The following is a 14,958-nucleotide window of genomic DNA, read 5'->3' on the forward strand; positions in this document are numbered from 1 at the left end:
ACCGGCGTCCTGCGCCTCGGCCTCGACCACCACACCCCGCGCGGCAAGCGCGGCAACCAGCGCCGCCACCGCCCGGCGCGGATGCAGATGCGCCGACAGCGTGTCACGGATCAGCCAGCCGGTGGGCGACTGGGGCGCCCAGCCGTCAAACGCCTCGACGACAGACCACTCTGCCCGCCCCTGCCACAGATCCGCTGCGCCAACAGACCGCTGATGCGCCAATTCCAAAGCCCGCGCATCCGCCACAGGCTGCAACCGCCCCAGCCGACCATAGCCCGCAGTCACGCCGCCCGCCGCCTCGACCCCAGCCCAGAACCCTTCGGCCATCAACAGCGACTCAAGCTGGAATGCCTTCTTGTCGTTCCAGTTCTCGGGCACATGCGGCGCCAGCGCGCCGACGATCCCGCCACTCGACCCCGCCCCGGCGCCAAACGGGTCAACCAGCCGCACCTTGGCCCCGCGCAACACACAGGCCCAGGCCACCGACAGGCCAAAGATCCCCGCCCCGCGCACTGTCACGTCGATCCTTGCCATTCACTCGCGTCCTCTTCATATCCCGGGCAGACCCCTATAGCGTTTCGGCCTGAACCTGAATCGGATATTCGCGGTCTCTCCCTTTGGCCCAACGCGACGCCCGATGCCGCTTGCCTCAGGCCAAACCCGAAACGCAGCAGAGTATGCCCCCATGCCCGATCAGACCCCCCTCAGCTGGCGTGACGACCGTGTGCCGGTCTCGACTCGCTTTGACGATCACTATTATTCGCTCGATGACGGGCTGGCCGAAACGCGCCATGTCTTTCTGACCGGCAACGTCCTGCCCGACCGCTTTGCCGACGGCTTTCACATCGCCGAACTCGGCTTTGGCACCGGCCTCAACCTGCTCGCCGCGCTGCACCTCTGGCGCAGCACCGCACAAACCGGCACGCTCCACTTCACCACATTCGAGGCATTCCCCCTCCCCGCCGCCGACATGATCCGCGCGCAGGCGACCTTTCCCGAACTGGCCGAAATCGCAGACAACCTCGCCCCCTTCTGGCAAAACGGCACCACAAATTTTACCCTGCCCAACCTGCACTTTACCCTGATCCCCGGCGACGCCCGCACCACCCTGCCCGCATGGCAGCACCGGGCCGACGCCTGGTTCCTCGACGGCTTTTCCCCCGCCAAGAACCCCGAACTCTGGGGGCCGGATCTGATGAAACAAGTGGCAGACCACACCGCCCCGGGTGGCACAGCGGCCACCTATTCCGCGGCAGGCCACATCCGCCGCGCTCTGGGTGACGCCGGGCTTGAGGTCACCCGCATCCCCGGCTACGGACGCAAGCGACACATGACCGTCGCCCGCAAGGCCCCGGCCAGCCCTCTCTGATCCCGAAAGCCACACAAATGACCAGTAACGACACGAAACGCGGCGTCCTGCTCATGGTCGCCACCACGATGGTGTTTTCGGCACAGGACGCGGTCTCGCGGCATCTGGCGGAAAACTACAACGTCTACATGGTCGTGATGATCCGCTACTGGTTCTTCGCCGCCTTCGTGATGACCCTCGCCTCGCGTCAGGCCGGAGGCCTGCGCAACGCCGCCAAGACCGTGCAGCCGCTGGTGCAGGCCTTTCGCGGCGTGCTGCTCACAGCCGAGATCATGGTCATGGTCACCGCCTTCGTCTACCTCGGACTGGTCGAAAGCCACGCAGTCTTTGCCTGCTACCCACTGCTGATCGCAGCCCTTTCCGGGCCTGTCTTAGGCGAACATGTGGGCTGGCGCCGCTGGGCCGCAATTGCCGTGGGCTTTGTCGGGGTGATGATCATCCTGCAACCGGACCACGGCGTCTTTTCGCCCTTCGCCGCGATCCCGCTGGCCGCCGCCCTGATGTTCGCACTCTACGGCCTGCTCACCCGCTACGTGGCCCGCCGCGACACCGCCGCCACCAGCTTTTTCTGGACCGGCACGGTCGGCTCGGTCCTCGCCACCGCCATCGGCGTCTTCCACTGGCAGGGGATGAGCGGCCCGGACTGGGTCTGGATGGCCGTGCTTTGCGTCACCGGCGCGGGCGGGCACTTCCTGCTGATCAAGACCTATGAGGCCGCCGAGGCCAGCGCCGTGCAGCCCTTTGCCTATCTGCAACTGCCCTTTGCCGCCGGGATCGGCCTGCTCGTCTTTGACGAAACCCTGCGCCCCAACGTGGCCATCGGTGCGCTGATCATCGTCGCCGCAGGCCTCTTCACCCTCGCCCGCGCACGAAAGAAAACGCTAAAAGCCTGAAGCTCCACAAGCGCCCCCCATTCACCTGTCCAGAAATATCCCGGGGGAGCCGCCCCGTAAGGGCGGCGGGGGCAGAGCCCCCGCACGACACCTCCCCCGCGCCTGCCTGACAAGGACAGAGCCCCAGCCCTACCCGCCCCCCCCAAGGGTCGCGCCGATCAGCTCCTGCGAAAACGGCACCGGCAGCGCTTCCTTGCCCAGACGGGCACGATAGACCGGCAGGCTTTCCGCCACGCGCATCACATAATTCTGCGTCTCGCGGAACGGGATGAACTCGATGAAATCCACCACATCAATCTGCCCCTTGCGTGGATCGCCATAAAGCTGCATCCACCCGCTCGGCCGACTAGGTCCCGCATTATACCCGGCCGCCATCATCACCACATTGCCCTCGAACTGCTGGGCAAGCTTGGCCAGATAGGCCGCCCCGATGCGCGCATTATACTCCGGATCGCTCAGCAGACCGGACAGGGAATAGGGCTCGTTGATCCAGCCCGACACCGCCTCGGCGGTGCGCGGCATCACCTGCATCAGCCCGCGCGCGCCAACACCCGACACCACACCCGGGTTGAACTCGGATTCGCGCCGCGCAATGGCCAGCACCATCTCGGTCGGCACCGGATGCGGCTCGTTCGCCAGCGGATGCAGCGCGTAATAGGGCCCGGGCAGCTCGATCCCCGCCTGCGCCGCGCGCTTGCCCAGCATCACCTGGATATGCGGGCGGTTCATCTCGGCCAGCATATCGCCCATCTGGCCGATCTGCGTGCGGTCCAGCGATTCCGCCAGATGGGTAAAGAACCGCTCGGCCAGATCCTCCTGCCCGGCCGCCAGCAGCAGCACCGCCGCCCTGTAGACCGACGATTCGGTAAACCCCGCCTCGCGCCACGGCGGAAACACCTCCTGCCCGCTCAGTTTCGGATCCACCGGCAGTCCGGCCTTTTCCGCCGCCAGCAACCCGTAAAAGGTGGTCTGATACTGCCCGCCAAAGCCATAGGCCTCCTGCGCCGCCGCAGTATTCCCCAAAGCCTCTTGCGCGCGCCCGATCCAGTAGCCGGCCCGCCCCAAGGAGATCGGCGTGTCCACGCCACGCCTCAGATGCTGGAAATGCTCCAGCGCCAGCTGCGGCTTGTCCAGAAACCGCAACGCCAGATAGCCAGACAGCCATTCCAGATCGGCGTAATCCGACCCCTCGCTCAGAAAATGCGTCGATGCGATCCGATAGGCCAGCTCCGTATCCCCCGCGCGCATCTTGTCCCGCGCCAGCGACCGGCGCCTGTTGCCCCAGCCCGATGGCTCCCCCAGCGCCGCCGCACTGGCTGACCGCTCCAGCAACAGCGCAATGGCATCGTCCTGCCGGTTCTTGCGCAGCCGCCATTCGAACCGCGCATGGGCCAACCCCGGATCGCGCTGCAAACTGGCAGGCACCCTGGCGATCAGCCCATCCACCCCGGCGGCACTGTCCATCAATCCCATCCGCGCCTCGGCCAGCGCGCGGTGATCCGCATCCACCAGTGCCAGCATGGCGCGCGCAGTGCTCTCCCAGCCGTTCCACAGCGCCATGTCCAGCCGCGCCTGATGATGCGGCTTCAGCAGGGCGCCATGTTCCGCCAGAAACACCGCCTGTTCTTCGGAAGACAACGCCAGCGTGCGCCAGGCCAGAACCACTGTCGCCTCGGCCTCACCCCGCCTGCCATCCGCGATCAGGGCGCGCGCCAGCGACAGCGCGCCACTGCCGGTCTGCGGGCGGTCGTCGGCATAAAAGGCCTCCACATCGCCATGCGGCGCCTCGACCATCGCCTCTTCACTTTTCTCGCGCAGATAGGGCATGCCGGGCCAGTCGGGATTGCGGGACACAAAATCCTGCACCTGCCGGGCCGATCCCAGACCGGCGCGCAGATACTGCCACATCACCACATCCATCGCAGGCTGCCCGTCGCCGCGCGCCGTGATCTGCGCTGCGGCCCAGTTGCCCCGCTTTATCTCCACCATCGCCCGCGCCAACGGGCGGTCGCTGGCAGAATCTGCCGCCCGCGCGGGCGCCAACCCGGTCAAAAGCACAAAGATGAGGGCCAACAGGCGCGACATGAGCTTGCAATTTCCCCTCTGAAACTGGATAGACACGGCCCAGAGGATACCGTTCCCCCCAGTAGCAACAACTCACTTTCTTGGGAAGGTGCCGGTGATCCTCGTGGGATGAGAACTGTACAGAAAAAAGGAGCGTGTCATGTTCAAAGGCTCAATGCCTGCCCTGGTCACGCCGTTCAAGGACGGCGCAGTGGATTTCGACACGCTCAAGAAGCTGGTCGAATGGCACATCGCGCAGGGTTCACATGGTCTGGTCCCCGTGGGCACCACCGGCGAAAGCCCGACCCTGTCCCATACCGAACACGAGGCCGTGGTTGACTGCGTCGTCCAGGCCGTTGCGGGCCGTATCCCGGTGATCGCAGGGGCAGGCTCAAACAACACCGCAGAGGCGATCCGCTTCATGCAGTTCGCCCAGCGTGTCGGGGCCAATGCCGCACTGGTGGTGACACCCTATTACAACAAACCGACCCAGGCCGGGCTGATCGCGCATTTCACAATGCTGCATGACTGCTGCGACCTGCCGATCATCATCTACAACATTCCCGGCCGTTCGGCGGTGGACATGTCCCCCGCCACCATGGGCGAACTGGCCAAGCTGGAGCGCATCATCGGGGTGAAAGATGCCACCGGCGATCTGGCCCGGGTCTGCGCGCAGCGCATCACCTGCGGCCCGGACTTCCTGCAGATCTCGGGTGAGGATGGCACGGCCCATGGCTTCAACGCCCAGGGCGGCGTCGGCTGCATCTCCGTGACCGCCAATGCCGCGCCGCGCCTCTGTGCGGACCTGCAAGAGGCGACGCTGGCCGGCGACTACGCCACGGCGCTGGCGATTCAGGACCGTCTGATGCCGCTGCACCAGGCGATCTTCACCGAACCGGGTGTCTGCGGCGCAAAATACGCCATGCAGCGTCTGGGCCTTTGCTCGGATGAGGTGCGCACACCGCTGCTGCCGCTGACCCCCGAAACCCGGGCCAAGGTCGATGCCGGTCTGCGTCACGCAGGCCTGCTGAACTGACGCAAACACCCGATCCAAGCGGGACCCCGAGAATTTTCGTACGAAAATTCTCGGGCGTTGCGCCCCGCAGCCAGCGCCGCGTCACTGACCCGGCGTGCTCTCAAGCCCTTCGGGCGTGCCCACCACAACAAACCGCAGCGACTCGGGTTTCAACAGCCGCGCCGACACGCGTTTGACATCTTCCAGCGTCACCGCCTCGACCCGTTGATTGCGGGTCTTGGCATAGTCGATCGGGTAGCCGTCCATCTGCATCCCCACAAGGATATTGGCGATCGGCCCGTTGCCATCAAAGCGCAGCGGATAAGAGCCCGTCATATAAGTCTTGGCCTGATCCAGCTCGGCCTGCGTCACGCCGCCTTCCGCCATCTTGGCCCATTCATCGCTGATCACCTGGATCGCCTCTGCGATGCGGTCATTGGCCGACGCAACGCGCCCCACCATCAGATCCGCATGATCCTTGTTGGAAAGATAGGTATAGACCCCATAGGTCAGCCCGCGCTTTTCGCGCACTTCCTTCATCAGCCGCGCCTCGAACCCGCCGCCGCCCAAAACAACGTTCATTACATAGGCCGCAAAGAAATCCGGATCGTCCAGGGCAAGCCCCTCATGCCCGAACATCGCCACGGATTGCGGCGTGTCGAACGGGATGACCGTGACCCCGGCGGTGGACTGCACGGTGATGTCCTCGGGCTGCGGCAGACCGGTCTTGGGCAGATCGCCTAGCAAACCATCCAGCAGCCCCGCCAGCGCCTCGGGCGTGATATCCCCCGCCGCGCTCACATAAACCCGGTCCTGCGCAAGGGCGCCTTTCCAGGCGTCCACCAGATCATCGCGGCTCAGCGCCTCAACGGACTCGAGCGTGCCGGCCAGTTTCGATCCATAGGGGTGATCGCCGAACATCGCCTTGTCAAAGGCCGCGCCGGCAATCTCATCCGGATCCGTCACATCAGAGCGCAGGCCGGACATCACCTGCCCCTTCACCCGCTGGATCGACTCTGCGTCAAAGCGCGGCGCCACCAGCGACTCGCGCAGCAGCGCCACCGCCTGATCCTGATTTTCCGTCAGGAACCGCGCCGACACACTGAGCGCATCGTCAGAGACGCTGTAGCCAAGGCTCGCCGCCAGATCCTCGCGCGCCTCTGCAAAGGCCTGCGCATTCTTGTCCCCGGCGCCCTCTTCCAGCAGCCCGACCATCAGGTTCGTCGCCCCTCGCTTGCCCGGCAGATCAAGCGAGGCACCTCCCCGGAACCGGATCTCCAGCGACACAAAAGGCAGCGACGGCTCCTGTACGAGCCAGGCGGTGATCCCACCGGGCGAGGTAACCTCCTGAATCTTGATCTCCGCCAGCGCAGGCGTCACCATCAGAAAGCTCAGTACACATGTCAGCAGATATTTCATTGGCCGACCTCCTCATTGGCGGCCATCAGCCAGCCGGTCACCGATTTCTTGCGATCAAACACCGACCGCGCCGCCTCGATCACATCCTCTGCCGTGACCGCCTGCAGCACGTCGGGCCAGGCCTGCACATCCTCGACCGTCAGCCCTGCGGTCAGCGCAGACCCATAGCGCCGCGCGATGGAATCCGCCGAATCGCGGGCATAGATCTGGTTGGCCTTCATTTGAAACTTGATGCGATCCAGCTGCTTTTGATCCACCCCATCCGTGATGAACTGCGCCACGGTGGCATCCAGCGCATCCTCGGCCTCCTGCAGGCTCACACCCTCGGTCGGCACGATAACCAGACCAAAGGTCGTGTCGTCCAGCGATGTCCCGTCGTAAAAGGCGCTTGTATAGACCGCCTTCTGCGTCTCGAACTGCAGCTTTTGCGTCAGGACAGAGGTCTGCCCGCCGCCCAGAATCTCTGACAGCATGGTCAGCGCCGCCGCCTTTTCCTGTGCCCCGGCGTCGCGCTCGGGCGCAAGGTAGGTGCGGATCACATAGGGCTGCGACACCCGCGCATCGCGATAGATCAGCCGCCGCTCAGCGGTCTGGGGCGGCTCCTGCGGGCGGTCGCGCGGTTTCAGCTCGGGGTTGGCAGGGATCGGGCCATAATGCTCTTCGGCCAGCTTGCGCACCTGTTCGGGGGTGGCATCGCCCGCCACAATCAGGATCGCGTTGTTGGGCGCATAGTTCAGGTGATAAAAGCCCAGCGCCTTCTTCAGATCCAGCGCTTCCATCTCGTGACGCCAGCCGATGATCGGCACGCCATAGCGGTGGTTGAGGTATTGCGCTGCGCTGCGCTGCTCGGAAAACAACGCGCCGGGATCGTTCTCGATGCGCATGTTGCGCTCTTCAATGATGACATCCCGTTCGGTCGCGATGTCCGCCTCGTCCAGCTGCAGATTGACCATCCGGTCCGATTCCATCTGCATCATCAGATCCAGCCGGTCCGACGCAACATGCTGGAAATACCCGGTGTAGTCAAAGCTGGTGAAGGCGTTGTCATTGCCGCCATTGGCCGCCACGATCTTGCTGAATTCGCCACTCGCAATCGTCTTGGTGCCCTTGAACAACAGATGTTCCAGAAAATGCGCCACACCCGACGATCCGGCCGTCTCGTCGGCGGATCCCGCCTTGTACCAGAGCATCTGCACAACCGCAGGCGCGCGGTGATCCTCGATCACCACCACCTCCAGACCGTTGTCGAGCGTAAAGGTGGTGACCGGGTCCTTCGACTCCTGCGCCTGCGCCGACAGGGCGGCGACACTCAGGGCGGCGGCAAGGGTTGCGCGTCTCAGCATGGGCAGAAGTCCTCCAAACACAGTTGGGGATCAACCTACGTCGCGGGCCAAGGGTTGCAAGTCACGATGCGCGAGAGGCGCTATACAGTTTTGTGAGGTTTGGCCGCCGCGCGCCATTCCGCGCGCGGCAGAGGTCACTGTGCCTCGGGCGGTGCGGACGGTGTGCGCACACCGCGCGCGCGCAGCCGTTCCATCTCGGCCCCGGCATCCAGACGCTGGCCCTGATAGACCCGGTTGTATTCGTTGTCCTTGACCAGACGCCAGTTGAACAGCGCCTGGCGTTTGCGGAAGGCCTCGTCCTCCTGCGCCAGATCGCCCCGGATGCCCGCAGACACACCAAACCGCTGCGTCGTTCCCAGCAGCGCGGCATCCGCAGCCGACACACCCGTGTCATTCAGCGCCGCCGGATTGCCGCCCAGCGCGGCCACGGCATCACCCAGCGGCGACGGATCGGTACGGTTCGCCGCCCCCGGCGTGGGTGCCGGCAGCTCGCTGAAATTCGGCGGTGTCTGCAACGGCTTGGCCGGCACGATCGCGAATTCCTCGGGCGTCGAGCGGTTTGTGCTCACGTCGCGCAGCCGCCCGTCGCCACAGGACATCAGCAGCGTCATCCCAGCCATAAAGATCATGCAGCGCCCGAACATCGCCAGCCTCCATTTTGTCCCGTTCAGCCTTAGACCATCTCGGCAACAAGGTCACGGGGCCTTTTGCACCCCGGGCGTCAGCCCGCCTTTTTCCCGGTCGGAAACAGCACCAGCCCGATCGCCCCGGCAAAGATCGCAATATCCGCCACATTGAACGCGTAGGGATTGTTGATCCCGCAGCAGGACATGTTCAGGAAATCCGCAACCGCGCCATACAGCAGCCGGTCCACGACATTGCCCACCGCCCCGCCGATCAGGATACCGGCCGACACCAGCCCCCAGTATCCCGGCGGGTCGCGCCGCACCCAGACCAGCACAAACAGGATGATGGCCAGCGCCACGGCGATCAGCAGCCATCGGGTCACATCTGCCTGCCCCGACAACAGACCAAAGTTGATGCCGTAATTCCACGCCATGCGAAAGGTCAGGAACGGCGGCCAGATATCGATCTGCCCGCGCAGATCCAACTCCATCATGTGCACCACGGCCCATTTGCTCGCCTGGTCCAGCAGAAAGGTCCAGAACCCCGCCCAGAACACCAGCCTCACGGCGCCCACCCAAAGGTCATCATGCAGATCCCCTGCTTCTTTTCTTTCAGAATACGCAAAATCCGCCCTCTCCGCTGGCGCCGACTCAGGCTCAGTGCCGGAAATGCCGCATGCCGGTCAGCACCATGGCGATTCCCGCCTCGTCCGCTGCCTTGATCACATCGTCATCGCGCATCGACCCGCCGGGCTGGATCACCGCCTTGGCCCCCGCCGCCGCTGCCGTCAGCAACCCGTCGGCAAAGGGAAAGAACGCATCCGACGCCACAACCGACCCTTGGGTCAGCGCCGCATCCAGCCCCATCGCCTCGGCCATGTCCTGCGATTTCTGCGCGGCGATGCGCGTCGAATCGACCCGGCTCATCTGCCCGGCGCCGACACCCACGGTTGCGCCGTCCTTGACATAGATGATCGCGTTCGACTTCACATGTTTCGCCACGGTCCAGGCAAACAGCAGATCGGCCAGCTGCGCCTCCGTCGGCTTGACCTTGGTCACCACCTTCAGATCGTCCATGGAAATGCGACCCGTGTCGCGGTCCTGCACCAGCATGCCCCCCGACACCTGCCGATAGGTCAGCCCCCCGACCGAGGTATCTGACAGCCCGCCGGTCACCAGCAGGCGCAGGTTCTTTTTCTTGGCAAAGATCGCCTTGGCATCCTCATCGGCACCGGGCGCGATGACAACTTCGGTAAAGATCTCGGCAATCGCCTCAGCCGTCGCACCATCCAGAACCTGGTTCAGCGCGATGATCCCGCCGAACGCGCTGGTGCGGTCACAATCAAACGCCCGGGTATAGGCCTCTTTCAGGGTCGCGCCCCGGGCCACACCGCAAGGGTTGGCATGTTTGATGATCGCGCAGGCCGGGCCGTCTTCGGGTGCAAATTCCGACACCAGCTCGAACGCCGCATCAGTGTCGTTGATGTTGTTATAGCTCAGCTCCTTGCCCTGCAGCTGCTGGGCCGTCGCCACACCGGGGCGCGCCGAACCATCGGTGTAGAACGCCGCCGACTGGTGCGGGTTCTCACCATAGCGCAGGGTCTGCGCCAATGTACCCGCGAATACGCGCCGACGCGGTGCGGCCTCTTTCAGCGCATCCGCCATCCAGGCCGATACCGCCGCATCATAGGCCCCGGTCCGGGAATAGGCGGTCAGTGCCAGTTTCTGCCGAAAGGCATAACTCGTCTGACCGTCATGGGCCTCAAGCTCGGCCAGCAGCGGCGCGTAATCGGCCACATCCACCACCACATTGACGAAACCGTGGTTCTTGGCGCCCGCGCGGATCATCGCCGGGCCACCGATGTCGATATTCTCGATGCAGGTCTCGTAATCCGCGCCCTTGGCGACGGTTTCCTCGAACGGGTACAGGTTCACCACCAGCAGGTCGATCGCGCCGATGCCGTGATCCTCCATCGCCTTCACATGCGCGGGGTTGTCGCGCAGCGCCAGCAATCCGCCATGCACGCCGGGGTGCAGCGTCTTGACCCGCCCATCCATCATCTCGGGAAAGCCCGTCACATCCGCCACGTCCCGCACCTCCAGCCCCGCATCGCGCAGCGCCTTGGCCGATCCGCCGGTGGACAAAAGCTCGACCCCCCGCGCGGCCAGCGCGCGGCCAAGGTCAATCAGACCGGTCTTGTCAGAGACGGAAATGAGGGCGCGGCGGACGGGGCAAAGATCGGTCATATGGGTCAGGTTCCTGAGATCAGCTAATCGGAGTCCGCTTCGTCCATTGCCAGATCCCGGATCGCAATCGCGGTGTCCTGAGCCTTGGCCAATGACCAGCGGATGCGCGTCGCATACTCCATCGCGCGCCCGGATAAAACGATCTGATTGCAGGATCGGGGCCGTAAACGCCCCTTTTCCAGATAAACCGACGGCTCCAGCGTCAGCGCCTCGGCCCCTTCGTGGCGAAAAACCCAGATTTCGCCGGACCGCAACGCCATCGACACCGCCTGCCCGCCCATATCCAGCGCCGAATCCACATCCGGATGCAGATGAAACCGCAGCTGAAACGGCACCCCGCTCAGGCCTGTCGCTTCCAGGCGGCGATCAAAGGTCTTCTTGTCAGCCGCTTCTATCGCCATCAGCAGATCCTCGCCCATCAGGGCGCGCCCGTCAAAGGCCAGCTCCAGCATCCGCGCCTGTGTCAGCCCGTAGCTTGCGACATACCCGTCCTGCCCGCCCTCGAACCGCAGCCCGTATTCCCCGGGCGACAGCTGGGCCGGAACGTTGCGCGGCGCCTCCTCCAGCATTTCGCGCAGTTGCGAGCCGATCCGCCCGGCCTTGCCCAACCGCGCACTGGAATAGCCATCCACACACAGCGCCGTATGCGACGGCGTTGCCCGCCCCGCGCGCCGCCAGTCCCGCCCAAAGGCAGCACCCGACCCGCAGTTCACGATCAGCGGCCTGCGCCCCGATGTCAGCTCAAAGGCAAGGGTCGAGGCATGCGCATGAAACGACGCATTGCCGCTGGCGGGTGCGGCGGCGTCCACGATCAGCGACGTACGCCCGCCCGACATCCGCGCATAGCCCATGACCAGCCGGTCGCTCTGGCGTTTCTTCACGCCGCTTGCAGCCAGCGCCAGATCGAGCTGCCCCTCCGGCCCGCGCCCGCCCCCGTGAAACCGTGCCAGGCTCCCGTCCGAATGGCGCAGGCTGCGCAGGGTTGGCGCTATGCGGGCAATCGCTGCGACATGCTCGGGATCGGGCACCAGATCCGCCTCTTCCAGCGCCGCCCGCGCCCAGGTCAGCAGCGTGAAAACCTCCAGCAATTCCTCCGGGTTGCGGGTGGGAATGCCGCCTTCTGCATCCACCTGCCCGCGGCATTCACCACCCAGACCGCGCAGGGCGGGTGCGGCATGCGCCTCCATCCCCTCCAGCGACAGCCCCGCATAGATCAGCCCGGTCAGGGCCTCGAACCGGGGCAGACCGGGGCGCGCCACCTCCCAGCGCCGCCCCAGAAAGATCGTCTGCTGCGCCAGCGAACGGTAGAACAGCGCCGCTTTTTCGCCGTCCATCACCCGCAGGATGAACAGCGCGTGATGGATCCAGCGGATCAGCCGCCGACCGGTCAGCTCGGGCGTCCAGCCCGGGCCCTGCCCGCGGCCATAGCGCGCGATCCAGCCCCAAAGCCAGTCCTGCGCCACCTTGCGTGCCCGCACATCGCCCACGGCCGCCAGATCGTCCAGCCAGCCAAACCCTTGGATCTCTTCTACAAAAGCCGCATCCGGCGGATCAAGATCCCAGATCATCGCACCCGGCGCCTCGATCAGGTGCCCCGCGAACATCAGATTTCCTGCGATCAGCTGTCGGCCCCGCGCAACCGCCCCCGTGGTGCGCGGCTCGGGCGAGGATACAAAGCCGGTCGCCGCACGTGCGCGCGTCGAAAGCCGCGCATGCACGCGGTTCATCAGGCGCGTCCGCGCCTCCTGCCAGCTTTCCGTTTCAGACATGTACCCAGCCCCTCGCCGTCGCTTCGGCGTGTCTTTTGACAACGCTATCGCGCGGTCACGACAATGTCACCTTTCAAAAAGCCTTTGTCCGCCAAAGACTTCGCCAGCCTGCCATTTGTTTGGAATTTGTGTGGAAATATCCACCGCCTTAAACCCGGCATTAAACTTCCGCCTGATATCTGAGGGGCTGAACAGTGTGACAACGTCAGGATCCTTAAGGATGAAGAAAAAATTTGGACTGAAGATCGCAGGGCGGATCTATTCCATCATCCTTGTGTCGATACTCGTCAGCAGCTTCACGGCGTACAAGATGTACGAATTCCTCGTCGAAAATATCTACGAGATGCGAGAGGCGCATCTGCGCGATGTCGTCGATGTGGTCTCAAGCCAGCTTGCTGCCCTTGACGAACAGGTCAAGGCCGGGACCCTTACTCTTGAAGAGGCGCAGGCCGAGGGCGTGCGTATCATCAACAGATCAAGCTATGACAATGGCAATTATCTCTTTGCCTGGAATTACAAAAACGTCCTTGTGGCCCATGGCCGCTCGCCCGAAACGATCGGTCTGGACCGCTCTGACCGGGTCGATCCGAACGGGGTTTACATCTATGCTGACCTGACAAAGGTCGCCCTGGAAGATGGCGGCGGCGTCGTCTTTTACAGCACGACACGCACCGCTGAAGCGGATGCCGAACAGATCCCGAAGATGAGCTACGGGCTCGACTTCAAGCCTTGGGAATGGATCCTCGCCACCGGAACCTATATCGAGGATCTGGAAGCGCAGATTGCGCGAATCGAAAAAATGGCTATGTGGACGCTGGGCGCCGGGCTGCTGCTCCTGATTGTCGTCAGCTGGCTGATCGCCCGCAGCGTGACCAGCCCGATCAAGAAACTCAACCTGCGCATGCATCAACTGTCGGACGGCGATCTGCACAGTCCGGTGCCTTGCGTGAACAAACGTGACGAGGTCGGCCAGATGGCCCGCTCCGTGCAGGTGTTCCAGCAGGATCTGGAACGCACCGCCGCGCTCGAAGAGCAGGCCGCTGCCAGTCAGGCCGAACGCGAAGCTGATGCAGAGGCACAGAAACAGGTTGTCTCAAGTCTCGCCAAGGGCCTCACTGCCCTGTCTTCAGGCAATCTGGACGTGAGCATCGATACCGTCTTCCCCGAGGCTTATGAATCGCTGCGCCGGGATTTCAACGACACAGTCGCCTCTCTGGCCAGCGTGATCGGCACTATCAGCGCAGCGTCGGACCGCATCCGCGCACAGGGTGAAACCATTGGCAACTCTGCCGAAAACGTCGCCATTCGTTCGGAACGCAATGCCGCCACTCTGGAACAGACCGCCGCCGCGGTCGAGGAAATCACCTCCTCCGTGCAGCTCTCAGCAGACAGCGCCGCAGAGGTCGAGGTGATCGTGAAAGACTCCAGCGCCAATGCCCAGCTCAGCGGTCAGATCGTGCAATCCGTGATCCTGTCCATGCAGGAGATCGAGGAATCCTCGGTCAAGATTTCCCGCATCGTCGGCGTGATCGACGGCATCGCCTTCCAGACCAACATCCTCGCCCTGAACGCGGGAATCGAAGCGGCCCGCGCCGGTCCCGCCGGTCGTGGCTTTGCGGTGGTTGCTGCAGAAGTGCGCGAACTGGCGCAGATGTCCGCCTCTGCCGCCGCCGAAATCACCGGGCTGATCAACGACAGCTCACAACAGGTGAACAACGGGGTCAAACTGGTCGGACGGACTGGCGAATCGCTGAACGCAATCTTCACCTCGGTCACGGAAATTGCCTCGCGTGTTTCTGGCATCGCCTCTTCGGCCCGAGAACAGTCGATCGGCATCGCGGAAATCAACACCGCCGTGTCGCATCTGGATGCAGACACACAGGCAAACGCCGCCCTGTTTCAGGAAACGCTCGACGCCAGCCAAAATCTCACCGAAGAGGCCGCAAATCTGCGCCAGGCGGTCGGCGTCTTCAACCTCGGCACCACAGCCAGGAAAGGCTGGTCTGAGGACACCTATGATGACCCGCACGCCAGCACCTCCCTTGCCGGTTGAGGCGTTTCAGTTCTGGGCCGGCACGTCAGGGGATCGCCACCTGACGTCAACGCCCTGAGCTTGCAGCGCTAAAAAGAAAGTTCTGGTTCAGAGGCAGCGCTGCCTGCGGCCTCTGCCGGAAACCGTGACCCGCGGGACTGGACGGGTCCAAGGCCACGCT

Annotated in this window: 12 protein-coding genes; 4 read left to right on the forward strand and 8 right to left on the reverse strand. The window is 64.1% G+C overall.

Annotation, left to right across the window (positions count from 1 at the left end):
* Positions 1-534: FAD-dependent oxidoreductase (locus tag P775_RS11210; RefSeq protein WP_143520875.1), on the reverse strand; the 534-nt coding region annotated here is incomplete at its 3' end.
* A 151-nt stretch (positions 535-685) separates the two neighbouring features.
* Between P775_RS11210 and mnmC2 the strand changes: the two genes are divergently transcribed.
* Together mnmC2 and P775_RS11220 are read left to right on the forward strand one after the other, a co-directional pair.
* Positions 686-1,369 carry a tRNA (5-methylaminomethyl-2-thiouridine)(34)-methyltransferase MnmC2 gene (gene mnmC2, locus P775_RS11215; RefSeq protein WP_099911094.1) on the forward strand — a complete coding sequence of 228 codons (684 nt, stop codon included), beginning with the start codon at positions 686-688 and terminating at the stop codon, positions 1,367-1,369.
* A gap of 17 nt (positions 1,370-1,386) precedes the next feature.
* Positions 1,387-2,262, forward strand: coding sequence for a DMT family transporter (locus tag P775_RS11220; protein ID WP_099911095.1), 876 nt, complete (start codon positions 1,387-1,389; stop codon positions 2,260-2,262).
* Positions 2,263-2,391: 129 nt separating this feature from the next.
* Here P775_RS11220 and P775_RS11225 read toward each other — a convergent pair whose 3' ends face one another.
* Positions 2,392-4,347, reverse strand: coding sequence for a lytic transglycosylase domain-containing protein (locus P775_RS11225; RefSeq protein ID WP_099911096.1), 1,956 nt, complete (start codon positions 4,345-4,347; stop codon positions 2,392-2,394).
* A 139-nt stretch (positions 4,348-4,486) separates the two neighbouring features.
* Between P775_RS11225 and dapA the strand changes: the two genes are divergently transcribed.
* A complete protein-coding gene (gene dapA / locus P775_RS11230) occupies positions 4,487-5,362 on the forward strand; it encodes a 4-hydroxy-tetrahydrodipicolinate synthase (protein WP_099911097.1) in 876 nt (291 codons plus the stop codon).
* Positions 5,363-5,443: 81 nt separating this feature from the next.
* Here the strand turns inward: dapA and P775_RS11235 are convergent, their stop codons facing one another.
* The 6 genes from P775_RS11235 to P775_RS11260 form a co-directional block, all read right to left on the reverse strand.
* Positions 5,444-6,760 (reverse strand): M16 family metallopeptidase, encoded by a 1,317-nt coding sequence (locus P775_RS11235; protein WP_099911098.1) that lies wholly within the window; start codon positions 6,758-6,760, stop codon positions 5,444-5,446.
* A complete protein-coding gene (locus P775_RS11240) occupies positions 6,757-8,103 on the reverse strand; it encodes a M16 family metallopeptidase (protein ID WP_099911099.1) in 1,347 nt (448 codons plus the stop codon). The genes P775_RS11235 and P775_RS11240 overlap by 4 nt, the downstream gene beginning before the upstream one ends.
* A 134-nt stretch (positions 8,104-8,237) precedes the next feature.
* Positions 8,238-8,747, reverse strand: a complete 510-nt coding sequence (locus P775_RS11245) for a DUF3035 domain-containing protein (RefSeq protein ID WP_099911100.1) — start codon at positions 8,745-8,747, stop codon at positions 8,238-8,240.
* A gap of 77 nt (positions 8,748-8,824) precedes the next feature.
* Positions 8,825-9,295 (reverse strand): signal peptidase II, encoded by a 471-nt coding sequence (gene lspA / locus P775_RS11250; protein WP_099911116.1) that lies wholly within the window; start codon positions 9,293-9,295, stop codon positions 8,825-8,827.
* A 91-nt stretch (positions 9,296-9,386) separates the two neighbouring features.
* Positions 9,387-10,976 carry a bifunctional phosphoribosylaminoimidazolecarboxamide formyltransferase/IMP cyclohydrolase gene (gene purH, locus P775_RS11255; protein WP_099911101.1) on the reverse strand — a complete coding sequence of 530 codons (1,590 nt, stop codon included), beginning with the start codon at positions 10,974-10,976 and terminating at the stop codon, positions 9,387-9,389.
* Between the two features lie 23 nt (positions 10,977-10,999).
* Positions 11,000-12,745, reverse strand: coding sequence for a heparinase II/III family protein (locus tag P775_RS11260; protein WP_099911102.1), 1,746 nt, complete (start codon positions 12,743-12,745; stop codon positions 11,000-11,002).
* A gap of 220 nt (positions 12,746-12,965) precedes the next feature.
* Between P775_RS11260 and P775_RS11265 the strand changes: the two genes are divergently transcribed.
* Positions 12,966-14,798 (forward strand): methyl-accepting chemotaxis protein, encoded by a 1,833-nt coding sequence (locus P775_RS11265; protein WP_180287414.1) that lies wholly within the window; start codon positions 12,966-12,968, stop codon positions 14,796-14,798.
* Positions 14,799-14,958: the final 160 nt, after the last annotated feature.

Source organism: Puniceibacterium antarcticum (assembly GCF_002760615.1).
Classification (GTDB): Bacteria; Pseudomonadota; Alphaproteobacteria; order Rhodobacterales; family Rhodobacteraceae; genus Puniceibacterium; species Puniceibacterium antarcticum.